Origin of the sequence: Hydrogenophaga sp. (genome assembly GCF_050250835.1) — a bacterium.
In the GTDB taxonomy this organism is placed as follows: Bacteria; Pseudomonadota; Gammaproteobacteria; order Burkholderiales; family Burkholderiaceae_C; genus Hydrogenophaga.
In genome coordinates, this window is record NZ_JBFWNX010000014.1 from 17,301 (window position 1) to 42,833 (window position 25,533).

The 25,533-nt window shown below is 65.9% G+C and carries 23 protein-coding genes; 7 read left to right on the plus strand and 16 right to left on the minus strand.

The window, feature by feature from the left end; all coding sequences use genetic code 11:
- Window positions 1-125: 125 nt before the first annotated feature.
- The gene (gene hutC / locus AB7F11_RS16405; RefSeq protein ID WP_428290997.1) at window positions 126-830 is read left to right on the plus strand and encodes a histidine utilization repressor; all 705 of its coding nucleotides are present in this window, start codon (window positions 126-128) and stop codon (window positions 828-830) included.
- A gap of 5 nt (window positions 831-835) precedes the next feature.
- Here the strand turns inward: hutC and AB7F11_RS16410 are convergent, their stop codons facing one another.
- The 3 genes from AB7F11_RS16410 to AB7F11_RS16420 all read right to left on the minus strand — a co-directional run bounded on the left by AB7F11_RS16410 (window position 836) and on the right by AB7F11_RS16420 (window position 5,672).
- Window positions 836-2,650, minus strand: coding sequence for an ATP-binding response regulator (locus tag AB7F11_RS16410; RefSeq protein ID WP_428290998.1), 1,815 nt, complete (start codon window positions 2,648-2,650; stop codon window positions 836-838).
- Window positions 2,651-2,662: 12 nt separating this feature from the next.
- On the minus strand, window positions 2,663-4,519 hold the full coding sequence (locus AB7F11_RS16415; RefSeq protein WP_428290999.1) for an ATP-binding protein: 1,857 nt from the start codon (window positions 4,517-4,519) through the stop codon (window positions 2,663-2,665).
- Between the two features lie 160 nt (window positions 4,520-4,679).
- Window positions 4,680-5,672 carry a LysR family transcriptional regulator gene (locus AB7F11_RS16420; protein ID WP_428291000.1) on the minus strand — a complete coding sequence of 331 codons (993 nt, stop codon included), beginning with the start codon at window positions 5,670-5,672 and terminating at the stop codon, window positions 4,680-4,682.
- A 140-nt stretch (window positions 5,673-5,812) separates the two neighbouring features.
- Between AB7F11_RS16420 and AB7F11_RS16425 the strand changes: the two genes are divergently transcribed.
- Entirely contained in the window at window positions 5,813-7,018 is a 1,206-nt protein-coding gene (locus AB7F11_RS16425) for a Bcr/CflA family efflux MFS transporter (protein ID WP_428291001.1), read from the plus strand.
- Between the two features lies 1 nt (window position 7,019).
- Here AB7F11_RS16425 and AB7F11_RS16430 read toward each other — a convergent pair whose 3' ends face one another.
- From AB7F11_RS16430 to AB7F11_RS16455, 6 genes are all read right to left on the minus strand, one after another.
- Entirely contained in the window at window positions 7,020-7,454 is a 435-nt protein-coding gene (locus AB7F11_RS16430) for a hypothetical protein (RefSeq protein ID WP_428291002.1), read from the minus strand.
- 17 nt (window positions 7,455-7,471) lie between these two features.
- Window positions 7,472-7,945 carry an acyl-CoA thioesterase gene (locus AB7F11_RS16435; RefSeq protein WP_428291003.1) on the minus strand — a complete coding sequence of 158 codons (474 nt, stop codon included), beginning with the start codon at window positions 7,943-7,945 and terminating at the stop codon, window positions 7,472-7,474.
- Window positions 7,946-7,955: 10 nt separating this feature from the next.
- A complete protein-coding gene (locus tag AB7F11_RS16440; protein ID WP_428291004.1) occupies window positions 7,956-9,632 on the minus strand; it encodes a SulP family inorganic anion transporter in 1,677 nt (558 codons plus the stop codon).
- 70 nt (window positions 9,633-9,702) lie between these two features.
- On the minus strand, window positions 9,703-11,034 hold the full coding sequence (locus tag AB7F11_RS16445; protein WP_428300157.1) for a sulfatase family protein: 1,332 nt from the start codon (window positions 11,032-11,034) through the stop codon (window positions 9,703-9,705).
- Between the two features lie 8 nt (window positions 11,035-11,042).
- On the minus strand, window positions 11,043-12,008 hold the full coding sequence (locus AB7F11_RS16450; RefSeq protein ID WP_428290344.1) for a Bug family tripartite tricarboxylate transporter substrate binding protein: 966 nt from the start codon (window positions 12,006-12,008) through the stop codon (window positions 11,043-11,045).
- A 44-nt stretch (window positions 12,009-12,052) separates the two neighbouring features.
- Entirely contained in the window at window positions 12,053-13,018 is a 966-nt protein-coding gene (locus AB7F11_RS16455; protein WP_428290343.1) for a Bug family tripartite tricarboxylate transporter substrate binding protein, read from the minus strand.
- A 108-nt stretch (window positions 13,019-13,126) separates the two neighbouring features.
- Here AB7F11_RS16455 and AB7F11_RS16460 point away from each other — a divergent pair, with 108 nt between their 5' ends.
- The 4 genes from AB7F11_RS16460 to AB7F11_RS16475 all read left to right on the plus strand — a co-directional run bounded on the left by AB7F11_RS16460 (window position 13,127) and on the right by AB7F11_RS16475 (window position 18,301).
- Window positions 13,127-13,657 (plus strand): MarR family winged helix-turn-helix transcriptional regulator, encoded by a 531-nt coding sequence (locus AB7F11_RS16460; RefSeq protein ID WP_428290342.1) that lies wholly within the window; start codon window positions 13,127-13,129, stop codon window positions 13,655-13,657.
- Window positions 13,658-13,947: 290 nt separating this feature from the next.
- Window positions 13,948-15,477: a BCCT family transporter gene (locus tag AB7F11_RS16465; RefSeq protein WP_428290341.1), complete on the plus strand. Its 1,530-nt coding sequence runs from the start codon at window positions 13,948-13,950 to the stop codon at window positions 15,475-15,477.
- A complete protein-coding gene (locus AB7F11_RS16470) occupies window positions 15,474-16,154 on the plus strand; it encodes a MarC family protein (protein ID WP_428290340.1) in 681 nt (226 codons plus the stop codon). The genes AB7F11_RS16465 and AB7F11_RS16470 overlap by 4 nt, the downstream gene beginning before the upstream one ends.
- 71 nt (window positions 16,155-16,225) lie before the next feature.
- Window positions 16,226-18,301, plus strand: coding sequence for an ATP-binding protein (locus AB7F11_RS16475; RefSeq protein WP_428290339.1), 2,076 nt, complete (start codon window positions 16,226-16,228; stop codon window positions 18,299-18,301).
- 3 nt (window positions 18,302-18,304) lie between these two features.
- Here AB7F11_RS16475 and katG read toward each other — a convergent pair whose 3' ends face one another.
- From katG to AB7F11_RS16495, 4 genes are all read right to left on the minus strand, one after another.
- Window positions 18,305-20,500 (minus strand): catalase/peroxidase HPI, encoded by a 2,196-nt coding sequence (katG, locus tag AB7F11_RS16480; RefSeq protein ID WP_428290338.1) that lies wholly within the window; start codon window positions 20,498-20,500, stop codon window positions 18,305-18,307.
- Between the two features lie 130 nt (window positions 20,501-20,630).
- Entirely contained in the window at window positions 20,631-21,239 is a 609-nt protein-coding gene (locus AB7F11_RS16485) for a DNA-3-methyladenine glycosylase I (RefSeq protein WP_428290337.1), read from the minus strand.
- 23 nt (window positions 21,240-21,262) lie between these two features.
- On the minus strand, window positions 21,263-21,553 hold the full coding sequence (locus AB7F11_RS16490; protein ID WP_428290336.1) for a GNAT family N-acetyltransferase: 291 nt from the start codon (window positions 21,551-21,553) through the stop codon (window positions 21,263-21,265).
- A 9-nt stretch (window positions 21,554-21,562) separates the two neighbouring features.
- A complete protein-coding gene (locus tag AB7F11_RS16495) occupies window positions 21,563-22,126 on the minus strand; it encodes a GNAT family N-acetyltransferase (RefSeq protein WP_428290335.1) in 564 nt (187 codons plus the stop codon).
- Between the two features lie 35 nt (window positions 22,127-22,161).
- On the opposite strand from AB7F11_RS16495, the gene AB7F11_RS16500 reads away from it, so the two are divergent.
- Window positions 22,162-22,647 (plus strand): hypothetical protein, encoded by a 486-nt coding sequence (locus AB7F11_RS16500; RefSeq protein ID WP_428290334.1) that lies wholly within the window; start codon window positions 22,162-22,164, stop codon window positions 22,645-22,647.
- Between the two features lie 172 nt (window positions 22,648-22,819).
- On the opposite strand, the gene AB7F11_RS16505 is transcribed toward AB7F11_RS16500, so the two are convergent.
- The 3 genes from AB7F11_RS16505 to AB7F11_RS16515 are packed head-to-tail and all read right to left on the minus strand — an operon-like array spanning window position 22,820 to window position 25,501.
- Window positions 22,820-23,647, minus strand: a complete 828-nt coding sequence (locus AB7F11_RS16505; RefSeq protein WP_428290333.1) for an ABC transporter permease — start codon at window positions 23,645-23,647, stop codon at window positions 22,820-22,822.
- A 5-nt stretch (window positions 23,648-23,652) separates the two neighbouring features.
- Window positions 23,653-24,468, minus strand: a complete 816-nt coding sequence (locus AB7F11_RS16510) for an ABC transporter ATP-binding protein (protein ID WP_428290332.1) — start codon at window positions 24,466-24,468, stop codon at window positions 23,653-23,655.
- A gap of 7 nt (window positions 24,469-24,475) precedes the next feature.
- On the minus strand, window positions 24,476-25,501 hold the full coding sequence (locus AB7F11_RS16515) for an ABC transporter substrate-binding protein (protein WP_428290331.1): 1,026 nt from the start codon (window positions 25,499-25,501) through the stop codon (window positions 24,476-24,478).
- Between the last annotated feature and the right edge of the window lie 32 nt (window positions 25,502-25,533).

Genomic DNA, 25,533 nt, shown 5'->3' on the forward strand with positions numbered 1-25,533 from the left:
ACTGTACAAATCTTAGGGTGTTTCCCTAGAGACGTATATACATTATGGCCACAGCTTGTGTGGTTCGTAAATACAATGGCGGTGGTTTTCGGCTTGGTGAAAACCCGCATGCGAAAGGAAACCCGTTGTCACGCGTCCAGGTACCGGCCTATCAGCGCATCAAGGCACATGTCCTTGCCCATATTCATAGCGGGCACTGGAAAGAGGGCGACCTCATTCCAGGCGAGGAGGCGCTGGCGCGGGAGTTCGGTGTTTCGCGCATGACGGTGAACCGCGCCATCCGCGAACTGAGCGACGAACAGACGGTGGAGCGGATCCAGGGCTCGGGCACTTACGTGGCCCAGCAGAAGTACCAGTCCACGCTGGTGGCGATCCGCAACATCGCCGACGAAATGGCCGCGCGTGGGCATGTGCACCGCAGTGACCTGCAGCGACTGGAGCGCGTGAAGGCGCCAGAGGCGCTGGCGCGCCGCTTTCGCATGCCGTCCGGTCATCCTCTGTTTCATTCGATCGTGGTGCATCTGGAAAACGAGAAGCCCATCCAGGTGGAAGACCGTTATGTCAACCCGAAGGTCGCCCCCGACTACATGCAGCAGGACTTTTCCTGTCTCACGCCCAACGCCTACCTGATGCGAGTGGCTCCGCTGCAGGGCGTGGAGTTCGCCATCGAGGCCCGCCTGCCGCCGGCCGACGTGCGCGACATGCTCCACATGCCGGATGGGGAACCTTGTCTCGTGCTGCATCGCCAGACCCAGTCACAAGGCCAGGTGGCCGCTGTTGCCACCATGTGGCACCCTGCTTCGCGCTATCAATTCACCGGTAGCTTCTGACGCGCTCAGGCGCTCGCCAGCATGCCCGAAAGCACCTCGCGCAACCGGGCTGGCCGAATGGGCTTGTGTTCGAGGCGCACATTCTCGGTGGCGGCACGCTGCTGGTGAACGGGGCTGATGTCTCCCGTCAGCACCACCGCGGGCACATGCGTCACACCAGCGATGCGCCGCAACGATTCGATGGCTTCGAAGCCTGTTCCGGCGATGCCCAGGTGCAGATCCGACAGGATCAGGCGTGGCGTGAGTTGCTTCTCTTCCAGCAGTCCCTGCACCAGATCCGGCGTGGGGCCGGCCACGGGCTGGCAACCCCAGTCTCGCAGCATTTCGATCAGGCCTTCCAGGATGATGGGGTCGTTCTCGATGACGGCCACGACACCACTGAGGTCTTCCGCGTTGGCGATCCCAATGGATACCGCGGCATCGAGGGCGACAGGTTCACCCATGTGGATGGAAAAGCGACTGCCAATACCCGGCTCGGAAACCACGGTGACTTGTTGATCCAGCAGCTTTCCACAACGGCGCACGATGCCCAGCCCGAGCCCGATGCCCATGTCAAACCGGACCGCATGCGCGTCGGACGTCACGTAGTCCCTGAAGATGTCCTCGATGTGCTCTGGAGCGATGCCGACGCCGGAGTCTTCCACTTGCAGCACCACCTGGCCGTTCCGTTCCACGACGCGCACTTCTATCGCCCCGCGGTCGGTGTACTTGATGGCGTTGGAAATCAGGTTGAAGAGCATGCGGCGTGTCAGATGGGGATCGGTGCGAACGAACACCGACGTGTGGTTGAACCGCAGAGCCAGCTTCTTGTGGCGTGCCATGGGGGCAAAGATCCGCCCGCAATCGTCGAGCAATTCCTGCAAAAGGACGATGCGCTGGGTGACCGGGAAGTTGCTGCTGTCCATGCGAGAGAAGTCCAGCAGATTGCTCAGCATCTCAGAGAGCGAATCCACGCACTGGTTGGCCATGACCAGGCGTCTTTGCAGGGTCCGGGGCTGCACCGGGCGCTGCAGCGTTTCCATGAGCAGACCCAGGGCATGCACTGGCTGGCGCAGGTCGTGGCTGGCGGCGGCCAGCAGCAGGGTGCGGGCTCGGCTGATTTCTTCCAGCGTGCTGTTGCGCTGGGCCAGCATTCTGGCCAGATGGGCGTTGCGCAGCTGCAGTTCAAACTTCTCACGCAAGCCCCGGTGGTAGTGGCGTGTCATGACCATGAACAGGCCCCCAAGCAGGATCAGGGTGATGGCCATGGGCATGCCCAGCCAGCCGCCCCAGAACAGCCACGGCGTGGTGCCGAGAGCCTGCAAGGCTATCAACAGCGCCACAAACTGAGGCATGGTGAGCAGCCGTGGCGCTCCGGCCACCAGCATGACATGGGCAAGCGTCCACAAGAGCTTGATCTCCAGGGGTGAGCCGGGAAAAGCGATCATGCCCGCAGAACCCCAGAGCCCGCCGAAGACCGAAGAGGACGCGATCATGATGCGGTGCCACGAGCGGTGACGCCGTTTGCGCTCTTCAATGCTCCAGGCTGCGTAAACACGATTTATCTGTCGGCGCGCCAGAATGTAGAAACTGAAGCTGAGCGCCCACAGAAGGCAGGCCGCAGGCGGGGAGAAGGGCAGCATCAGCGCCAGCAGGGCGAAGAGTATGACGATGTAGGGAACGACGACCCCTCGGGCTCCTGCCATCGACTGGTCGATGTCCAGATACTCGAGCTCCGTGGCGAGCTCGGAGTTGCTGAGGCCGAACTGCTGAAGAGCGCTCGCATCGTCAAGGCCCTGGGTCTCAATGGCCTTGAGCGAAGCTGGCTGCGTTGGGGACATGGCGCCAGTTCTCTAAATGACTGGCGGCTCGCGCTGGCTGTTTGTAGCGAGCGGATGAGCTGCTTGCGAGGCCAGCATGGTTTCACCCAGCATTTCGCGCAGGCGAGCGGGTCGCAGGGGCTTGTATTCCAGCCGGATGCGCTCGGCCTTGCATCGCCGCTGAGGGTCGTGGCCGAGGTCGCCCGTGATCATGATGGCGGGCAGTTGCGAAGCGCCTGGCAGGTTTCGAAATGCCGAGATCGCCTCGAAACCATCGGCTTCCTGGCCCAGGTGAAGGTCCACCACGATCAGCTGTGGTTGCAGCTCCAGCGCGTTGAGCATGCGCTGGACCTGACTGGCTGATGCGGCCGCCACGGGGACATAGCCCCAGAGTCGCAACATCTCCACCATGCCTTCCAGGCTGGCTGCGTCGTCGTCGACGAGGGCGACAACCTGATGTTGCTGAGAGAAAGGGGGAGAGGCGCCAGACGCTCGAATGGGGACGGATTCCTGCCCCAGGTGAACGGAGAAGCAACTGCCCTGGCCCAGGCGGGAGCGCACGGAGACCCGATGGCCCATCAGATCGGCGCTGCGGCGGACGATGCCAAGACCCAGACCATGGCCCCGATCAGGGGGCAGAGATTCTGTGTCACCCGTTGCATCGTCTCGAAACAGGGCCTCCAGTCGATCTGGCGCGATGCCGACACCGGTGTCCTTGACGTGGACGGTGATCTCCTGGTCAGCTTGCTCCACCTGAATGTCGATATCTCCGTTGTGGGTGTACTTGATGGCGTTGGACACGAGGTTGAACAGCAGCCGGCGCAGCAGGTAGGGGTCTGAGTGGGCTTGGACCGGACTCTTCAGTGGATGGACCCGCAGGCGCAATGCCTTCTGACGTGCAACGGGTTCGTACATCCGGGCCACTTCGTCCAGGATGCCCTGCAAGGAGGTGGGCTGCATCTTCACGGGAAGCGCGTCGTCTTCCATGCGCGCGAAGTCCAGGAGGTTGGTCAACATGTCGGAGATCACGGCGACGTTCGATGTCGCCAAGTCGTGGCGGCGTCGCAAGGTCTTGGCATCTTTGCTTTGCTTGACAGCCTCCATGAGCAAACCCAGTGCGTGCACGGGCTGGCGCAGATCGTGACTGGCGGTGGCCAGCAGCAGATTTTTTTTCCGCGCCATCAGCTCCATCGCGGCGTTCTGGCGGGCCAGGTCGGCGGTGAGCTGCTCATGGCGGATGTGCAACTCGAACGTATTTCGCTGGTCGCGGGCAAAGTGCCTGGCCAGGAGGAGAAAAGGCACCGCCAGCATGACGAGCGCGGCGGCCATCGTGGAACCCGGTTCGTCGCCCCAGTTCAGCCACGCCACGCAGAGCAACGCCAGGGGTGGAGAAGCCAGCGCGACGAACTGGGGAAAAATGACCAGGCGGGGCGCGGCCGCCACCACCAGGGTCAGGATCAGGGTCCAGAGCAACCGGACCTCGAGCGGAGAGTCGGGAAAGGTGAAGAGCGCGGCGGTGCCCAACAGACTGCCAAAGACGAAGGCGTTGGCCACCGCGACACGGCGCCAGTGCGGGGCATGGGCTTTGCGCTCGGCCACACTGCGCCGGGCGTATTGCGCGTTCATCTGCACACGCACGGCCAGAAAAAGCGCAAAGCCGAGAGTCCACAGCACGCTGGCCCAAGGCGGTGCGTATGGCAACATGAGCCAGAGAAACGCGACCAGCACCAGCAGGTGGGGAACGACCACCCCCCGGGAGAGCGCCATGGCCTGGTCGTTTTCCAGGTACGTCAGCTCCAGTTCCATGGCACCCCGCTCGCGAACAGGAGCGGATGGTCTGTCGGCTTCAAGGGTGAGGCTCGACCATGCGTTGCGGGTGCCGGTGGGCATGTGGCGCGTCTCCTTTGACCAGAAACGACCCTGTGTTTTTATGGCTGTTTCAGGTACCTTTCACCCCTGCTCGATACTCTAGGGCCTATCGTCGCCGGGGCCTAGTAGGGGAAATACCTCAGGGCGGCCCTGGCCCTGTGCTCGATGCCGCGGTAGTCTCTCAGCTGACTTCGGCCATTTCCGGGCGGGTGCGCCGCAGGCCCGCTGCCGCACCATTGGCCGCGACAGCGTTGAACTGGCCGCCCGGCCCGGCGTGCAGGTGGTTCCAGAACCGGTGCGCCGCTGTCTCCTGCACCGACCCCGGTGCAGGACGCCGGCGCAGCAGCCGGACTTCAAGCACCATGTCGAGGTCATCGCCCGCCTGCACGAGCAGACCTTGGTCGAGCTCGGCGCGCATGTACTGTTCAGGAAGGATGGCGATACCCGCGCCGGCCAGCGCCATGGCCTTGAGCGTTTCGAGCGAGTCGGATTCGAACACCCGTTGCAGCTGCGCAGCCTGCGGCTGCCGCCTCAGCGCCGACTCGATGGCGCGCGCCAGCGCGGTGTCGGTTGCGTGGGCCAGGTAGGCCTGGGGCTGGCTTGAATGGCGGGACAGGGCGTGGGTGGGTGCTCCGCAGGCCTGTGGGCGGGAGCATGGCAGCAACCGTTCATGGTCAAGCGAGAGAAATTCGCAGTCGTCGGCTTCACGGGCCCCGGGCAGGTCGTTGCCCGCGTGCGCGAGAAGCAGGTCGCAGCCGCCGTCGAGCAGGTGCTGGAGCCCTGCGCAGGGCTCCAGCACGGTCAGGCGCGTGCCCGCGCCCTCCAGAGCACTCGCCAGGCTGGTGATCCACGCAGGAAAGAAGCCACTGGCGAGGGAGGGCGATGCGGCGAATGCCAGTGTGCCGCGGTGCGACGGCGCACGGGCTGCGAGCAAGGCGTGTGTGCGCCGCAAGGCTTCAGTGAGCTCGGGGATCTTCTTGAGCAGCTCCTGCCCGGCCGGGGTGAACAGCAGCGGCTGGCGGCCGCGCTCGACCAGGGTGGCTTCTGCCCAGTTTTCCAGTGCACGGATGCGGCGCGAGAACGCGGGCTGCGTGATGTGGCGCAACTGGGCGGCGCGGCTGAAGCTGCGGGTCTGCGACAGCGTCAGGAAGTCGGTCAACCATTCGGTCTGCATGGGTCGGCCAGCTTATCGCCGTGCCGGCTATGCGGGCCGCTGGTTCATAAGTTGCACTCCAGCGGCTCCCAGCGAATGCTTTGAGGCCACGCAAGGTGACCAGGGCGTCTGCACACGTCTGCCAGAATCGCTGTCTGCCCATGACCACTTCCACCGCGCTCCCCCGTGCATCGCACGGCGCCCTCGTTGCCAACCTGCTGGCCCAGCTCGCCTTTGGTCTGGTGGCCATGACGATCTGCATTCCTTCCATGCAGGAGTGGGGCGCGCAGTTCGGCTCCAGCCAAGCGGCGGTGCAGCTCACCTTCAGCGTGTACGTGGCGGCCTACGGAGGCTTCCAGTTGATTTACGGCCCGCTGTCGGACCGGCTGGGGCGCAAGAGGGTCCTGCTGTTCGGCCTGGCGCTGACGGGCCTGGGTTCGGTGCTGGGCGCGCTGGCCGCCGATCTCACGCAGCTCATGGCGGCCCGGCTGCTGCAAGGCGCGGGCAGCGCCGCGGGCATGGTGGTGGGGCGAGCGATGGTGCAGGACCTCTTCGAGGGCCCCGAGCGCACGCGCGTCATGGCCTACGTCGGTATGGCCATGGGGCTGAGCCCGCCGCTGGCCACCATCGTCGGCGGACAGTTGCATGTGCAGCTCGGATGGCAGGCGAACTTCGTGCTCATGGCCGTGCTCGCCGGGCTGCTGTGGGTGGCGGCCTGGCGCGGCCTGCCCGGTCACGCGCCCACCACCAGCGCGCAAGCGCACTGGCTGGGCGCCATGCTGGCGGCCTACGCGCGGCTGGCGCGCGAGCCAGCCTTTTTGCTGTACGTGACCATTCTGGCCATGACCACCGCCACGTTCTATGCCTTCCTGGCGGGCGCGCCCATCGTGCTGGGCAGCTACGGCGTGGGGCCAGACCGCATCGGTTACTACATCATGTGCGTGCCGCTGTCTTATATCGTGGGCAACTACCTCATCACCCACATGGCGCACCGCGCCGGCACCCGCACCATGATGCGCCTGGGACAGGCCTCCACCGTCAGCGGGCTCTCGCTCATGCTGGTGCTGGGGCTGGCGGGCGTGGACACGCCGCTGGCGTTTTCGCTGCCGCTGATGTTGCTCGGCCTGGGTCATGGCCTGCTGGTGCCGGCCGCGCTGGTGGGCACCGTGGGCCTGCTGCCAGCACTGGCGGGTTCGGCCGCTGCCGTGGCTGGCCTGGCGCAACAGGTGCTGGGCGCGTTCAGCGGCTATGCCGTGGGGCTGGTGCCGCACGATGGCGCGGTCAACCTGGGCTGGATCATGCTGGGCTTCGCGCTGTGTGCCGCCGTGGCCCAGCTGCTGTTGCACCGCCGCCCGGTGGCGGCCTGAGTCACTGCCACTCGAGGTCGAGCAGTTTCCATGCGTCGCCCTCGCGCCGCCAGCGCAATGTGACGGTGTAGGGCGCCACGCGCTCGGGAATCAATCCCTGAGCACCCGACAGCAACACCTGCGCCTCGGTCTGTCCCGACAAGGGCGTGGCGGGGTCCACCTGGCTGCGGCGCGTCACGCCGACCACCTTCACGCTGGGGTAGCGCAGGAACAGCAGCGTCATGGTGCGCTGCGCCCATTCGCGGTCGAGCTCGGCCTGCGCGCGAAAGCGCGAGTGCAGCATGTCCATCACTGCGCCGGTCTTCCTGGCCTCGATGTGGTCCTGCAACTGCTGCACCGCCGCTTCGAGCGAAGCTTTCGGATCGTCCCGGGTGCAGCCCGCGAGCAAGAACGCCGCGCTCAGCGTCATCACGGCAGATCGGCGGGTGAAGCTCATCGAAGGTTCCTTCTGGCTCAGCGGATGGCGGAGTAGCGTTGTTCCATGTCCTGGCGCATGGCCCGGCGCAACTCGGCTGCGGCATGACGCCGGTGTTCGTCGGGCGTGGCAGGCTTCAATGGCGGCACCGGCGTGGGCTTGCCCTGCGCGTCCACCGCCACCATGGTGAAGAAGCAGCTGTTGACGTGGCGCCTGGCCTGTGTGCGGATGTGCTCCGCGATGACCTTGATGCCCACTTCCATCGACGAGGTGCCGGTGTGGTTGACCGAGGCCAGAAACGTCACCAGCTCGCCCACGTGGATTGGCTGGCGGAACATCACCTGGTCCACGCTGAGCGTAACCACATAGGCGGCAGCGTAGCGGCTGGCGCAGGCATAGGCCACCTGGTCGAGCAGCTTGAGGATGGTGCCGCCGTGCACCTTGCCGGAGAAGTTGGCGGTGTCCGGTGTCATCAGCACCGTCATGCTGAGTTGGTGGCTGGGCAGCTCCATGGGATGCCTTTCAGGGGGAAATGGGCGCGGATTCCTGGGCGGCCAGCGCATCGGTGGCCCGCAGTGCCTCGGCCTCGGTGCGGTACAGGTGCAGCCGAGGGCTCTCGCCCAGGTGGCCGGCGAGCTGCAGCACCTTTTCCACCGGCAGCTTGATGCCGACGAGGTGCAGTTCAATGCGTTGGTCGTCGAGCTGCTCGCGCAGGCGCCCGAAGGCCTCTGCGCCGGTGGCGTCGATCCAGTTGATGGGATGGGCGATCAGCATCACGTGACGCGTGTCCGGGTGCGCGGTCACGTGTTCGGCCACCGCGCGCTCGAAGCCGGCGGCGGTGGCGAAGTCCAGCGCCGCGTCCATGCGCAGCGCGTACAGGTGCGGAGCCAGTGGTGGCAGTTTCCAGAGGTGGCGGTCGCGCAGGCTGCCGTCGGCGTGCAGGCCCACTTCGATGATGCGAGGGTGAAGGCGCAGGTAGAGAAAGTGCGAGAGCGCCATGAGCACACCGGCGATCACGCCCCAGTACAGGCGCGGCGCGGCCAGTACCGTGACCGCGAAGGTGATGGCCGCAATCACCGCTTCGACGCGCGAGAGCTTCCACAGATGCGTGAAGGAGCGCGGCTTGATCAGGCCCATCACCGCCACCAGCACGATGGCCGCCAGCACCGCCAGGGGGACGTGGTGCAACACCGGCGTGAGCAGCAGCAAGGCGAGCAGCACCACCGTCACGGAAAACACCGTGGCCCACCCGGTCCGGGCGCCGGCATACAGATTCAGTGCCGAGCGCGAGAACGAGGAGCTGGTGGGAAAGGCGCCGCTGAAGCCCGAGGCCAGCTTGGCCAGGCCCTGGCCGATCAGGTCCTGATCCTGGTCCCAACGCTGGCCGCGCTGCCCGTTGTCGACCTTCGCGCTGGAGGCCGTCTCCAGAAAGCTCACGAGCGTGATCACCAGGGTGGGCACGATGAGTTGGCCCAGCGTGGACCAGCCTGGCCAGGCCGGCAGGTACGGCACGGGCAGCCCCTGCGGCAACGTGCCGATGACCGCGCCGCCTCGCGCTTCGAAGCCCGCGGCATAGCTGATGGCGGCGCTGCCCACCACCACGGTGAGCACGGTGGGAAAGCCCGGACTCAGCCGGCGTGCCAGCACCAGCATCGCGAAACTCACCACGCCGAAGGCCATGGCAGGCCAGTGCGCCTGGGGCTGCGAGAACAGCACATCCCAGCCCGGGAAACCCAGCAACGCAGGCAGCTGCGACGCGATGATCAGCACCGCTGCGGCCTGCGTGAACGCCATGAGCACGGGCGAGTTCACCAGGTTGAGCAGCCAGCCAAACCGTGCGAAGCCCAGCACGATCTGCAACAGGCCGGTGAGCAGTGCCAGCCACACCGCCAGCGCGATCCACTGGGCGCTGCCCGGCTCGGCCAGCCCGGTGAGCGAGGCGCTCACCAGCAGGCATGTGAGCGCGGTGGGGCCGACCGAGAGCCGGGGCGAGGCGCTGAACAGCACCGCGATGAGCGCCGGCAGCAATGAAGCGTAGATGCCGGTGATGAGGGGCATGCCAGCCAGCGCGGCATAGGCCACGCCCTGCGGAATCACCATCAGACCGACGGTAAGCCCGGCCATGGCTTCGCCGCGCAGCAGTGTCGCATCGGGGCGAGGCCACGAGAGGAACGGGAACAGGCGTTTCAGGCGCGACATGCCCTGATCGTACTTGGGCCGGTGAAAGGGACGCGAGAGAGCGGGAAGCCGCGCAGCGGCGCGGGGGTGCCTATCTGCTCGGCATGTCTTTGACCGAGTAGCCCAGGCTCACGGTGGCGTCCGCGGGAATCGGCGGCACGCTGTCGTTCCACGCCAGCCACTGCGCGCGCATGCGCTCCAGCCGCTCGGGTTCGCGGGCGGCCAGGTTGGCGCGTTCGCGCTCGTCCCTGGCAATGTTGAACAGGTACTCGTGGCCGTCCACCTGCAGGTACTTCCAGTCGCCCTCGCGCAGCGCCCGCTGACCCCGGTGGTTCATGCGCCAGTACAGCGCACGTTCGAAGCGCTGGGCCGGATCGCGCAGCACGGGGAGCAGGCTCACGCCGTCCAGCGGCCAGTCCGGGTCGGCGTGGCCGCCACCGGCATCGAGCAATGTGGTCGACCAGTCCATCGTCATGCAGTGCTGCGTGCTCACCGTGCCGGCCGGGATGGCGGCGGGCCAGTGCGCGATCCATGGCACGCGGATGCCCCCTTCGGTCAGGTCCATCTTGCCGCCCACCAGGGGCCAGCTGTCGGAGAAGCGCTCGCCGCCGTTGTCGCTGGTGAAGACGATCAGCGTGTTTTCTTCCAGCCCTTCTTCGCGCAGCGCAGCCATGAGCTGGCCGATGCCTTCGTCCATGTGGTGGATCATGCGGCGGTAGGTGTGGATGTCCCCGCCGTGCAGGTGAAACAGGTTCTTCGCCACCTCGGGCGCCACATGCGCGTCGTCGCGCGTTTCCCAGGGCCAGTGCGGTGCGGTGTAGTGCAGGCTGAGCAGAAAGGGTTGGCCCGCTTTCGCATCGGCTGCGCGCTGGCGCACATGGTCCACCGCTCGCTGTGAAAGCACGTCGGTGAGGTAGCCCACCTCGTGGTGCTCGTCTTCGTCGATGTAGAGGTCGTGCTCGCCGCTGGACGAACAGTGGGTGAAGTAGTCCACGCCGCCGGCCATGATGCCAAAGAACTCGTCGTACCCCGAGCGCCGTGGCCCGAACGAGGGCGGGTAGCCCAGGTGCCATTTGCCAATGAGCGCGGTGTGGTAACCCGCCCTCTTCAGCAGCGAGGGCAGCGTGGGCACTTCGGGCGGCAGGCCCAGCGTGGTGCTGCCCTTGCTGCGGCTGTTGATCGGCTCTTCCATGGCGCCGCGCAGCCGGTACTGGTAGCGCATGGTGATGAGCGCAAAGCGCGTGGGCGAACACACGGGTGAGTTGGAATATCCCTGGGTGAACTTCATGCCACCGGCGGCCAGGCGGTCGATGTTCGGCGAAACCGCGCCGAAGTCCGCCTCGCGCCCGCCGTAGCAGCCGAGGTCTGCGTAGCCAAGGTCGTCGCAGACGATGTAGATGATGTTGGGGCGTGGGTTCGACATGGACAAGCTCACTCCACCTTCATGCCCGTGGCCTTCACGATCGGACCGTAGCGGTTGTAGAGCGCGTCCATGCGCTGGCTGGCCGCCGTGCCGGCGAGACCTTCAAAGAACAGATCCAGATTGCTCATGCGGGTCTGCACGTCGGGCCGCTTGAGCGCGTCGACGATGCCTTTCTGCAAGGTCTGCACGGTCGCCTCCGGCGTCGCTGTGGGCACCATCACGATGTAGAGCACCTCCTGCTCCAGGCTCTTGAGGCCGGCTTCGGCCACGGTGGGCAGTTCGGGCGCCAGGCGCGAGCGCTGTCGGCTGGTCACGGCCAGTGCGGTGATCTTCCCCGTCTGCACATGGGGCAGCATGCCTGGCGTGGCCAGCACGCCGCCGTCCACCTCGCCAGAGAGCACGGCGGTGACGGCGGGCGTGTTGCCCCGGTATGGCACGTGCGTGATCTTGGCCTGGGTGGCTTCCTTGATCACCTCCACCGCGAGGTGGCCCGGGCTGCCGCTGCCAGCGGAGCTGAAGTTGAGCCCTTTGCCCTTCGCCGCCTCCACCATGCCCGCCAGGTTCTTGATGCCGGTGCCCGGGTTCACGCCCATCAGCAGGCCCGAAGACGCCATCACCACCACCGGCTTGAGGTCGGTGCGTTTGAACGGCATGTTCGGATACAGGTGTGGATTCACGGTGAAGGTGGTGTCGATGCCGAATAGCACGGTGTAGCCGTCGGGCGCGCTCTTGGCCACGTCGGCCGCGCCGATGTTGCCGCTGGCTCCGGCTTTGTTCTCGACCACGAAGGGTTGCTTCATCGTCTCTTGCAACACGGCCGCCACCGAGCGGGTCAGCAGATCCGAGGGGCCGCCGGCGGGGAAGTTGTTGACGAAGCGCACCGGCTTGGACGGGTACGTGTCCTGAGCAGCGGCCAGGGGAACGGCAGTGGTGGCGAACAGGGCGAGGACGATATGGAGCGCAGAGATCTTCATGGGAGGGAGGTCGGGAAAGAAGGAACGAAAGAAAGAAAGAAGGCTCAGGGCTGGTAGCCCGACTTTTGCACCACCGGCGCCCATTGCGCGCGGTACGCCGCAATGGATGCGCGGGTCTGTGCCGGGGTGCTGGCCACCGGGCGCATGCGGGCTTCGTTGAAGCGTTGTACGGTCTGCGGGTCCTGCATCACATCGCGGATGGCCAGGCCCAGTTGCTCCACACGGGCTGCCGGGGTGCTGGCCGGTGCGAAGAAGGTGTTCCAGCCGTCGGCGCTGAGGTTCAGGCCTGTTTCGACGAAGGTGGGAATCGCGGGTGCGAAGGGTGAGCGTTTCGCGCTCGACACCGCGAGGATGCGGATCTTGCCCGCCTCGTGCTGGGGCAGCAGCGTGTCGAAGGTGTCGAACGCCACCGGTACCTGGCCACCCATGAGGTCGGAGAGCAGCGGGCCTGAACCCCGGTAGCCAATCACCTGCGCCTTCACGCCGGCCTTCTCGCCCACCATGAGGCCGAAGAAATGCGGCAGGCTGCCCGTGGCGGGAACGCCGAAGTTGGCCTGCTCCGGGTTGGCACGCAGCCAGGCCAGCAGATGATTGAGCTCGCGCACCGGTACGCCAGCCCCCACGGCCACGCCGAATTCGTAGGCGTTCGCCTGCGACACCGCCTGGAAGTCCTTGTCGGGGTCGTAGCCCGTGTCCTTGAACACGAGCGGCGCCACCACCATCAAGGCGGGGTTGGCCATCAGCAGCACGTTCTGGCTGGCTGGTGCGCCGCGCAACTGCTGCGCTGCCAGGCGCCCACCAGCACCCGTGCGGTTCTCCACCACCACCGTGGTGCCCAGCCTGGGGCCGAGCTTGTCGGCCACCAGCCGCGCCACGCGGTCGGTGGAGCCACCCGGTGCGTACGGCACCACGATGCGCAGGGGGCCATCCGGCGCCTGCGCGCGAATGGGTAGGGCGGCGGTGGCGGCCATGGCGGCGGTCGCTTTGATCCACAGTCGGCGTGTTGTCATGAAGTCTCCTTGAGGGCTCGGGGTTTCCCGGTGTGGCTCACCATGCTATGCACGCACAATCAATTGCAGAAATCAATCAATGCGGGTGTTTTCCCTAGGACCTGACCGATGTCGGATGCAAGCCCACACGACCGCCTGGCCGCACCGCGCCATCAGGCCGACCTGCTGCTCTACCGCCTCTACCGCATCCACGTCACGGCGGGTCGACTGGTGGTGCACATGTGCGAGACCGACTACGGCATCACACGGCGCGAGTGGCGCATTCTTTCTTTTCTGGCCGAGCGCGAAGGGGCGCTGTCGTCCCAGCTCGCCGAGCACGCCATGCTGGACCGCGCTCGCACCTCGCGCACGCTGACTTCGCTGGCGGCCAAGAAACTCGTCTCGCGACAGCCTCGCCCGTCGGACCGGCGGGAGGTGCATGTTTTCCTCACCGAAGAAGGTCGGCGACTGTATGGCGAGATCTACCCGCGCGTGGCCGCCATCAATCGCGAGATTGTTTCCACATTGAGTGCGACCGAGCGCGCCGTGCTTGACGCTGCCGTCGACACCTTGCAGGCCGAGGCCAGCCGCATGGTGGCGGCCCACAGGAATCTTCCACCGCCTGTAGACGGCGCGGATGGATCAGGCCTGCGGGCCTGAGCATCCCGGGCAGATTGGACCTCTCCATGCAACGGACATGGGCGATAATGCAGGCCCTCATCGACGGCACGGCTGGCGCTCCTTCAAGGCGCTGGCGGTGCCGGCCCTTGCTGCCAGACCCGCGCCAGTGCGGGTACACCTGACACATCGGGCCACCGCCGCCGTCGTTTCCCTCACCATCGAATCAGTGCCACCGCAGCCACCCGCGCCCGATCAGGGCCGGGCGCATCGACCGTCTTCCAAAGACGGCGCTCGGGCCAGGTCACCCATTCTCCTGGAGGAGTCATCTCATGCAACTCATCGTCTCGGCCAGCCTCATCCTGGCCATCGTCATCTGGGGTGTTCTTGCCCCGGATTCCCTGGCCTCGGTGTTCGACACCGCACTGGCCGCCACCACGCGCGATTTCGGCTGGTTCTATCTTTGGGTGGTGCTCGGCCTCGTGGTGTTCGCACTGGTGCTCGCGTTCAGTCGCTATGGCGACCTGCGGCTCGGCGGCGAGGACGACGAGCCCGAGTTCTCCCTGGGCTCCTGGTTCTCCATGCTGTTTGCCGCCGGCATGGGCATTGGCCTGGTGTTCTGGGGTGTGGCCGAGCCCATTTCTCATTACGGTGCGCCGCCGCCCGGCATTGCGCCCAACACGCCCGAGGCCGCCAACGCCGCCATGCGATACAGCTTCTTTCACTGGGGCCTGCACCCATGGGCGGTCTACAGCGTGGTGGCGCTGGCGATTGCGTTCTTCCAGTTCCGCAAGGGCGGCTCCGCGCTGGTGAGCACCTCGGTGCAAAGCCTGCCCTGGGCGCCCATGAAGCGTCTGGGGCCTGTGGTCAACGTGCTGGCCGTCATTGCCACCGCCTTTGGCGTGGCTGCCTCGCTGGGCATGGGTGCCCTGCAGATCAACAGCGGCCTGAACGCGCTGTTCGGCCTGCCGGTGGGCGATGCGTCGCAGGTCGGCATCATCGTGGTCACCACGGTGCTGTTCCTGGCGTCGGCCGTCACCGGCGTGACCAGAGGCATCAAGTGGCTCTCCAACATCAACCTGGCCCTGGCTTCGCTGCTGGCACTGGCGGTATTTGCGTTTGGGCCCACGGTGGCCATCATCGACACCTTCACCACCACGCTGGGCAGCTACGTGAGTGAGTTCGTGCGCATGAGCCTGCGCATGACGCCTTTCCGCGACAGCGGCTGGGTGAGCGGCTGGACCATCTTCTACTGGGCCTGGTGGGTGAGCTGGTCGCCGTTCGTGGGTCTGTTCATCGCACGCGTCTCGCGCGGCCGCACCATCCGCGAATTCGTGCTGGGCACCATGCTCGCGCCCACGCTGGCCGCATTCGTCTGGTTCTCCGTGTTCGGCGGCACCGCGCTTCACCTGCAGATCATGCAGGGCCTGCCCATGGCAGATGCCGTCGGTGCCGATGTGTCCACCGCGCTGTTCTCCCTTTTTGACGCCCTGCCGATGGCCGGTCTCATGTCCGGCATCGCCACCATTCTTGTCATGCTGTTCTTCGTCACGTCCGGCGATTCCGCCACCCTGGTGCTGGGCATGATGAGTTCAGGCGGGAGCGAGAATCCGACCGCCCGCGTGAAGATCGTCTGGGGCGTGCTGATCTCGGGCATTGCCATCAGTCTGCTGCTGGCCGGTGGGCTCAAAGCTGTGCAGACCGCCACCATCGTGTTTGCGTTGCCGTTCACGGTGGTGATCGTGCTCATGGCGGTCGCCCTGTGGCGCGGCGTGCGCGACGACCACGCCGAGGACCGCCGCCGCGAGCGCGAGCTGCGCCGCCGCATGCGCAGCCTGGTGGAGCCGCCGCCTGCGCCATGACGTTCGAACTGCTGCTCGCGCTGGGCAAGAGCTTCCTGTTCGTGTTCGCCGCGTTGTTGCCGATCCTGAACCCCGCGGCCACGGCGCCCATCTTTCTCGGTCTCACCGAAGGCGCCTCGCCGTCCACCCGCGCGCTGCTGGCGCGCCGTATCGCCCGCAACATGGTTTTTCTCATGGTGGGCTCCATGCTGGTGGGCAGCTATGTGCTTGACTTCTTCGGCATCTCGCTGCCCATCGTGCGGGTGGGTGGTGGCCTCATCGTGGCGTCGGCCGCCTGGCGCCTGCTCAACACCAGCCATGCCAGCGACGACCGGCGCACGGCGCTGGCCGAGGCCTTCACGCCCGAGCAGGCGCGGCGCCAGGCCTTCTACCCGCTCACCTTTCCCATCAGTTGCGGTCCCGGCTCGATCGCGGCAGCCATCACCGTGGGCGTCGCCCTTCACGACCAACGCCTGGCCCTCTCGTTGGCGCGCCTGGGTGGTGGCGTGCTGGCGGTGCTGGTCGTTGGCGTCGTGCTGTACCTGGCCTTCCGGTACGCCCAGCGTTTGCTGCGCCCGCTGGGCGAGGCGGGTACCGTGATCTTCCTGCGCCTTTCCGCTTTCATCCTGCTGTGCCTGGGCGTTCAGATCGTCTGGGACGGTCTGAGCGAGTTGCTGCGAAGTCTGCTGGTCTCCTGACGCCATCCCCCCTTCCTGTGTCCGGTGTCTGCACATAGACTGGACAGCCGATCCATCGAGAAAGGTCCGGCATGAGAAGGCGAACCCGGCTGCTGCTCGCGCTTGTGGCGCTGCTCACGCTGCTCTCGGCCAGCTTTCTCTGGTGGCAGTCGGAACGCTCGCGCAACCTGTTGCGCCAGCAGGTGCTCTCGCAGGCGGACCAGCGCAGCCTGCAACTGGCCGACGCCATGGCCAACCAGGTGGGCGCCCTCATCAGCGTGCTCGATCTGGAGCTCACCGGCCTGCGCCGCGAATGGGCGCGCGACCCTGCGCAATTTGATGCGGAGGCGCAGGCGATGCTGGCCGCTCTGCCGGTGGGCTTCGTGACCCACGTCTCGGTGACCGACGCGCAAGGCTACATGGCCTACAACAGCAGAGGCGTCCCGGAGCGCATTTACGTGGGCGATCGCGAACACTTCCAGGCCCAGCAGAGGTCCAACACGGACCGCCTGCTCATTGGCCGGCCGGTGTACTCGCGCGTGGTCAATGAATGGGCGTTCGTGATCAGCCGGCCCGTGCTGCGCAACGGGCGCTTCGAGGGCACGGTGCAGTTCCTGGTGTCCTCGGATTTCATCTCGCGCCGGCTCGCGGCCTTGCAACTCTCGCCCAGGGATGTGGTCGCACTCATCCACGTCGACGGCACCTTCATGGCGCGCAGCCGCGACAACGCCAGCGCCATGGGACAGAGCGTGCCGGCCGACCGGCCTTTCCTCGCGCCCGGGAGCACCGAACAGGGTGGCATCTTCCATGTGGAGGGCGTGCTGGACGGCACGCCGCGCACCTACGGCTGGCGCCGCCTGCCGGACCACGGGCTGGTCGTCGCCATCGGGCTGGAGAAGGCGTCGGTGCTGGAGCCGGTAGAGGCGGGCCTGGCCAGCAGCAGAGTCATCACCGGTGTGCTGGCCCTGCTGCTTCTGCTCTGCGGTGGCCTCATCGTCTGGCTGCTGCTTCGCGCCGAACGATCCCAGGTGGCGCTGAAGGAAAGCGAAGCGCGGCTCAAGGAAGCCCAGAAGCTCGCGCGGCTGGGGAGCTGGCAGCTGGACCTGCATGACAACCGCGTCACCTGGTCCGACGAGGTTTTCCGCATCCTCGAAGTGGACCCCGCTGCGCAAGAACCCTCGTACCAGAACTTCATCCATGCGGTGCATCCGGATGACCGCGCCTTCATCAACCACACGTACAGGACGTCGGTGGAAGTCCGAAAGCCCTACGACGTGGTGCACCGTCTTCAGATGCGCGACGGCCGTGTGAAGCACGTGCGCGAGGCCGGCTTCACCCAGTTCGAGGGCGAGCGAGCCACACGCAGCGTGGGCACCTTGCAGGACATCACGGAAGTGCATCGGGCCGAGGAAGCCTTGCGCAAGCTCAATGAAGAACTGGAATTGCGTGTGGCCGACCGCACGCGCGAGCTCTCCATGGTCAACCGCGAACTCGAAGCCTTCGCCTACAGCGTCTCGCACGATCTGCGAACGCCGCTGCGCACCATCGACGGCTTTGCCCGCATCATCGAAGAAGAAGATGGCGACCAACTCAGCCCGCAGGGCCGCGGTCACCTGCGCCGGATCATCGCTGCGGTGCACCGCATGGGCCGCCTCACTTCCGATCTGCTCGCGCTGGCCCAGATCAGCCGCGCTGAACTGCACCGCGAGCGGGTGGATCTGAGCGCGATGGCGCGCACCGTGGCCGATGAACTGGCGCGCAGCGACGCGGGCCGCACCGTGGCCTGGCACATTGAAGCCGGCTTGCAGGCCACCGCAGACCCGGGCCTGATGCGCGTGGTGCTGGAGAACCTGCTGGGCAATGCCTGGAAGTACACCAACCAGGCGGCGCAGGCGCGCATCGAATTCACGCGCGGTGCAGGCCGCGCCGAAGACGGATCACAGGAGTTCTGTGTGCGCGACAACGGCGCCGGCTTCGACATGGCCTATGCAGCCCAGCTCTTCGAACCCTTCAAGCGGCTGCACCGCCAGCAGGAGTTCGAAGGCACCGGTGTCGGCCTGGCCACGGTTTACCGCGTCATCGAGCGGCACGGAGGGCAGGTGCGCGGTGAGGGTGTGGTGGGTCAGGGCGCGGCGTTTTACTTCACGGTCGCCTCGCCGGTCCCCTGAACATCAGGCGAGGTCGAAGCGGTCCAGGTTCATGACCTTGGTCCAGGCGGCCACGAAGTCGCGCACGAAATCCGCCTGCGCATCGCTGGCCGCGTAGACCTCGGCGAGGGCGCGCAGCTGCGAGTTCGATCCGAACACCAGGTCGACCACCGTGCCCGTCCACTTGAGCGCTCCGCTGGTGCGATCACGCCCCTCCAGCACGCCGGGTTCGGTGGCGGACTTCTGCCACTTCGTGCGCATGTCCAGCAGGTTCACGAAGAAGTCGTTGCTGAGCGTTTCGGGCCGCGTGGTGAACACGCCATGCGCGGTCTGGCCAGCGTTCGCATGGAGGGCGCGCAGACCACCGATGAGCACCGTCATCTCCGGCGCAGTCAGCGTGAGCAGGTTGGCCTTGTCCAGCAAGCGCTCTGCCGCCGCGCTTTCCAGTCCTCGGGTTGCGAAATTGCGGAAGCCGTCTGTGGCGGGCTCCAGTACAGCGAAGGCTTCCACGTCGGTCTGCGCTTGCGAGGCGTCCGTGCGGCCGGGCGAGAAGGGCACGGTCACGCTGTGTCCGGCCTTCTTCGCGGCCGCTTCCACGGCGGCACCGCCCGCCAGCACGATCAGGTCGGCCAGCGAAATCTTCTTGCCGCCCGATGACGCACCATTGAAAGCCTTCTGGATGGCTTCCAGCTTTTGCAGCACCTTGGCCAGCTCGGCCGGCTGGTTCACGGCCCAGTCCTTCTGAGGCGCCAGGCGGATGCGGGCACCGTTGGCGCCGCCGCGCTTGTCGGAGCCCCGGAAGGTGGAAGCCGAAGCCCAGGCCGTGCGAACCAACTGGCTGATGGACAGGTCGCTGGCCAGCACCTGTGCCTTGAGCGCGGCCACATCGGCGTCGTTGACCAGCGGGTGGTCCACCGCCGGCACCGGGTCTTGCCAGAGCAGTTCTTCCTGGGGCACCAGCGGGCCAAGGTAGCGCGAGCGCGGCCCCATGTCGCGGTGCGTGAGCTTGTACCAGGCGCGGGCGAAGGCGTCGGCAAATGCCTGCGGATTCTGATGGAAGTGCCTCGAGATCTTTTCATAGGCCGGGTCCATGCGCAGGGCCAGGTCGGCGGTGGTCATCATGGGTGCGTGGCGCTTCGACGGGTCGTGCGCATCGGGCACAAGCGTGGCCGCGGCCGGGTCCCTGGGCTTCCACTGGTGCGCTCCGGCGGGGCTCTTGGCGAGTTCCCATTCATGGCCGAACAGGGTGTCGAAATAGCTCATGTCCCACTGGGTGGGGGTCGGCGTCCATGCGCCCTCGATGCCGCTGGTGATGGTGTTCGCGCCATGTCCGGCGCCGAAACTGTTGGCCCAGCCCAGGCCCTGTTCTTCCAGCGTGGCGGCTTCGGGTTCCGGACCCATGTACTGGCCCGGGTCGCCCGCACCATGGCACTTGCCGAAGGTGTGACCGCCGGCCACCAGCGCCACGGTTTCCTCGTCGTCCATGGCCATGCGGGCGAAGGTTTCTCGGATGTCGCGCGCCGAAGCCACCGGGTCTGGCTGGCCATTGGGGCCTTCGGGGTTCACATAGATCAGGCCCATCTGCACGGCGCCCAGCGGGTTCTCGAGGTCGCGCTCGCCGCTGTAGCGCTTGTCGCCCAGCCACTCGGCCTCGGGACCCCAGTAGATTTCTTCCGGTTCCCACACGTCGGGGCGGCCGCCGGCAAAGCCGAAGGTCTTGAAACCCATGGAGTCCAGGGCGACGTTGCCCGCCAGGATCATCAGGTCGGCCCAGGAAATCTTTCGGCCGTACTTCTGCTTGATCGGCCACAGCAGGCGGCGCGCCTTGTCCAGGTTGCCATTGTCCGGCCAGCTGTTGAGTGGGGCGAAGCGCTGCGTGCCCGAACCGGCGCCGCCGCGCCCGTCGGCAATGCGGTAGGTGCCGGCGCTGTGCCAGGCCATGCGAATGAAGAAGGGGCCGTAGTGTCCGTAGTCGGCCGGCCACCAGTCCTGCGAATCGGTCATCAATGCGTGCAGGTCCTTGATCACGGCGTCCAGGTCCAGGCTCTTGAACGCCTGGGCGTAATTGAATTCATCGCCCATGGGGTCGCACAGCGGGGAATGCTGGTTGAGCAGCTTCACATTGAGCTGGTTGGGCCACCAGCTTGCATTGCTGGGGGCGCTGGCGATGGTGTTCCTGGGAATGCCGCCTGAGAAGGGGCATTGGGCTTCGTTGGACATGGTGCTCTCCATTGCAGGTTGTTGTGGTGTGGCGGGTGATCTGGCAGTCTAGGTTCTGCCGGTCGATCGTTCAACGAAGTTTTGCCAATGGCGGCCATAGCCCCGAACGCCACCCGGTCTTTGCGGGGGCTCAGATGGGGCGCAGGAACGCCGCTCGCGCTTTTTCCACGTGGGCCCGCGTCACGCATTCCGCGGCGTGGTCGTTGACGAGTCCCATGGCCTGCATGAAGGCATACACCGTGGTTGGTCCCACGAACTTCCAGCCACGCTTCTTCAGTTCCCGGGACAGGGTCTGTGATGCGGCGGTGATGGACACGGTCTGCGGTGCGTCAAGTGAAGAGGCATCCGGCTCATGGCGCCAGAAGTACGCCGCCAGAGAGCCTTCATCTGCCGCAAGTTCCTGCGCCCTGCGCGCGTTGTGGATCACCGCCTCGATCTTGCCCCGGTGGCGCACGATGCCCGCATCACCGAGCAGGCGCTGCACGTCGCGCTCGCCAAAACGGGCCACGCGCTGCACGTCAAACCCCTGAAAAGCGGCGCGGAAATTTTCGCGCTTGGCGAGGATGGTTCGCCAGCTCAGGCCAGACTGGAATCCTTCCAGGCACAGCTTCTCGAACAGGCGCTGGTCGTCCTTCACCGGGAAGCCCCACTCCGTGTCGTGGTAGCGGAAGAACTCTGGCGCTGCCGCGCACCAGCGGCAACGCGGCAGGCCATCGGGGCCGGGAATGGTGTTGCTCATGGCGGCCTGGTCCGTGCCGGCGTTCAGTCACGCAGCACGTCGCTGATCGAAGGGTCCTTGTCGAACTGCGATTTGGCGAAGGGGCAGAGCGCAATCACCTTGGTCTTGGTCTCCCGGGCCCACGCCACCAGCGCGTCGAGCAACTGGCGCCCCACACCTTGCCCTTTCAGGCTTTCGTCCACCTCGGTGTGGTCGATGACGATGAGCGCCTCGTTGACGCGGCTGTAGGTCATCTCGGCCAGGCGCTTGCCTTCGTGCTGGAACACGAACGCGCCCTTCGATCCTTCTTCCTGTTGTCGAATGGGGTGGGTCATGGGTTCTTTCTATTTTCGGGCCAGCACGTCGCGGATCGACGGATCCCGATCGAACTGCAGTTTCACATACGAACACACCGGCACGACCTGGGTGGCATTCTCGCGCGCCCAGGTCACCATCGCGTCCTGCAACTGGCGCGCCACACCCTGTCCGCGCAGGCTCGGGTCCACAAAGGTGTGGTCCACCACGATCAACGAAGGATGGGTGCGGGAGTAGGTCATTTCGGCGATGCGCCGGCCATCGCGCTGGATGACAAAGGCGCCACGCGAGCCGCTCTCCTGATGCTGGATATCTTGCGTCATGGGCAATTCCGGGTGGTCGGGCAGGGTATTGGCTCCCATTCTCCGACTTTCTCCGACTTTCCCCGACGGCGCGGCGAGGATGAAGCGGCCGTCCTCGTCGTCCTCGTCGTCATCGGATTCGTTCTGAGTTTCTTCGGCCTGGGCTGCCTTGGCCTCTTCGAGCTTGCGGACGGTCTCGGGGGAGTTTCTGTACCTGTATGCCAGCTCGGCTTCTAGAGCGCGTCGAGCCGTGCAGGAGATGGCGCAACGTTGCGCCTTGCGGTCGGGCACGGCATGATTCGCTGTCACAAAAAGGAAGCAAGTCCATGACACACCAAGAAGGCATTCCCTCCCTGCGCCATGTTGCGCGACGCGCTGCATGGGTCATGCTGCTCGCCGTGGGTGTGTGGGCCATGGCCTGGCCCGCCCTTTCACAGCCTCAGGCGTGCTCCACTCCCTTGCCTTCCGATGCGGTGATTCCGCCGCCAGCCAAAGCCGATGGAACTGACACGTTTCTCGGGCTCTGGGGCAACGGGAAGTGGCAGGGCGTGCTCTGCCACACACTGCTGGTCGAATCGCTGGCAGCCGATGGCACGGCATCCGTTGTCTACAGCCACGGCGTTCACCAGCCCTGGAACATCCGTGCCCCGGGATTTGTCCGAGTGACGGGCATGGTCAAGGATGGCACGCTCGCGCTGACCTTGCCCAATGGAAGAAACGGGGCTGAGTACAGGCTGGTCGATGGCGCGCTGCAAGGCACTTACCTTACTCAGGGTCGGCCCGTGGCCTACGTCAAGCTCACACGCCATTAGCCTGCCTGGGCCGCCGCCACTTCACGCCGGTCCTTCTCGACCACTTCGTCGTTCCGTCCAGAGATCTCGTCGCTGCGGCCCAATGGCCTGGACCGATGCTGGGTGTGCCCTGGGCGGCACAAGCCACCTTCGGGCCATGCTCGCCAGCATGATCGTCAACGGGCACGTCCCCTCACAGTTTCTCCGTCTCCCCCACCTTCGGCTGCCACTTCATCAACCGCTTCTCGATCTTGCCCACCACCGCGTCGAGCACCAGTGCAAACAGGGTGAGCACCACGATGCCGGCCATGACGGTGTTGATGTCGAAGCTGCCTTCGGCCTGCAGGATGAGGTAGCCCACGCCCTGGCTGGAGCCGAGGTATTCACCCACCACCGCGCCCACGAAGGCCAGGCCCACGCTGGTGTGCAGGGAGCTGAACACCCAGCTCGTGGCGCTGGGCAGGTAGACGTGACGCAGCAGCTGGCGCTGGCTGGCGCCGAGCATTCGGGCGTTGGCCAGGATCACGGGGCTCACTTCCTTCACGCCCTGGTAGACGTTGAAGAACACGATGAAGAACACCAGCGTCACGCCCAGTGCCACCTTGCTCGCGATGCCCAGGCCGAACCACACGGCGAAGATGGGCGCGAGGATGATGCGCGGCATGGAGTTCATGGCCTTGATGTAGGGCTCCAGAATGGCCGATGCCATGGGGCTGAGCGCGAGCCACAGGCCGCCGAGCAGACCGCCGATGGCGCCGATGGCGAAGGCCAGCAGCGTCTCCGTGAGGGTCACGCCCAGGTGCTGGTAGATGTCGGCGTCGGTGACGAACCAGGTCCAGATGCGCTCGGCCACGCGCACCGGCTCACCGAAGAAAAAGGCGGCCTGGCGGTCGTTCTCGAACATGAAGGGCGGTATGAGACCGGGCGTGGTCATCAGGTACCAGAACACGATGAGGGCGATGAGCAGGCCCAGTTGCCACAGGCGCAACGTGCTGGGCTGCGGTTTGATCAGCTTCCACATCTCGTTCAGGCCGCTTTCTGCAATTGCTGCTGGTATCCCTTGAGCACTTCTTCCCGCATCACGGCCCAGATGGCGGCATGCAGCTCAATAAAGCGCTGGGTGGTCTTGATTTCGGCCACGTCGCGCGGGCGCGGAATGTCGATCGCGAATTCGCCAATGGGATGGCTGGCGGGCCCCGCGCTCAGGATGACCACGCGGTCGCTCATGGCAATCGCTTCATCCAGGTCGTGGGTGATGAAGAGCACCGCCTTCTTTTTGGCAGCCCAGAGGTCGAGCACCTCGTTCTCCATCAGTTGGCGCGTCTGGATGTCCAGCGCGGAGAAGGGTTCGTCCATCAGGATGATGTCGGGGTCGAGCACCAGGGTCTGCGCCAGGCTGGCGCGTTTGCGCATGCCGCCGCTCATCTGGTGCGGGTAGCGGTCTCCAAAGCCGCCCAGGCCCACGCGGCGCAGCCATTCCTCGGCCTGCGCTTTCGCATCGGCTTCAGCCACGCCACGGAACGACAGGCCCGCCATCACGTTGCCCAGCGCGGTGCGCCAGGGCATGAGGCTCTCGGTCTGGAACATGTACCCGGCGCGGGTGTTGATGCCCTTCAACGGTTCGCCAAACACCTCCACCGAACCGGTGCTGGGCGCCAGCAGCCCGGCGGCCACGTTCAGCAGCGTGCTCTTGCCGCAGCCTGTGGGGCCGACCACGCTCACGAACTCGCCCGCGCCCACGGTCAGCGTCACGTTGCTCACGGCGGTGTAGCGCTGGCCGGGGTCGTCCTTGCTGATGAAAGTGCAGGCAACGCCCTGCAGGTCGATCGCTGGACTCGTCATCGGGACTTCAGCCCTTCGGGTATTTTGCGTTGGCCTTCTGGGCGAAGCTGTTGGTGTAGACGGCGTTCAGGTCGAGCTTGGCGGCTGCCAGCTTGTCGTCCACGCTGGCCAGCGCGCGGAAAGCGGTGTCCGAGCCCTTGGCGGGGAACATGCCATCCTTGGAGAGCGCGCCTTTGGCGGCCATGAAGGCGTCGATGTAGACCGCGCGGTCGCCGAGCAGGTAGCTCTCGGGCACGGCGTTGATGATGTCGCCTGGACCGGCGGCCTGGATCCATTTGTTCGCGCGCACGATGGCGTTGGCCATGGCCTGCGCGGTGTTGGGGTTCTTGTCCAGGAACGGCTGCGGGGCGTACAGGCAGCCAGCCGGCATGGGGCCGCCGAACACCTTCTCGGCTTCGCTCACGATGCGCGTGTCGGTCACGATCTTCAGATCACCCGAGCGTGTGAGCAGCGTGATGACGGGGTCGAGGTTGCTGATGGCGTCGATCTGGCCCGAGCGCATGGCGGCCACGGCGCCGTTGCCCGCACCCACGCCGACGATGCTCACGTCGCTGGGCTTCAAGCCTGCCTTGGCGAGCACGAAGTTCACCACCACGTTGGTGGAGCTGCCTGGCGCGGTCACGCCGATTTTCTTGCCCTTGAGGTCAGCCACCGACTTGAAGTTCGGCATGGTCTTGGGGTTGATGCCCAGCACGATCTGTGGCGCCAGGCCCTGCAGCGCAAAGGCGCGCATGGGCTGGCCCTTGAACTGCATGTTCACGGTGTGTTCGAACGCGCCTGAGACCACGTCGGCACTGCCACCCACCACGGCCGCCAGGGCGCGCGAACCGCCGGCGAAGTCCACGATGGTGAGGTCCAGCCCCTCGGCCTTGAAGTAGCCCATTTGTTCGGCAATGGTCAGCGGCAGGTAATACAGCAGGTTCTTGCCGCCCACGGCAATGGTGGCCTTGGGTTTTTCCAGGGTCTGCGCAAACGTGAAGCTGGGCAGGGTGGCGGCGGCCAGGCCGCCTGCGATGAGGTGTCGTCTCTGCACGGTGTTGTCTCCTGAGTTGAAGCGAAGCGTCT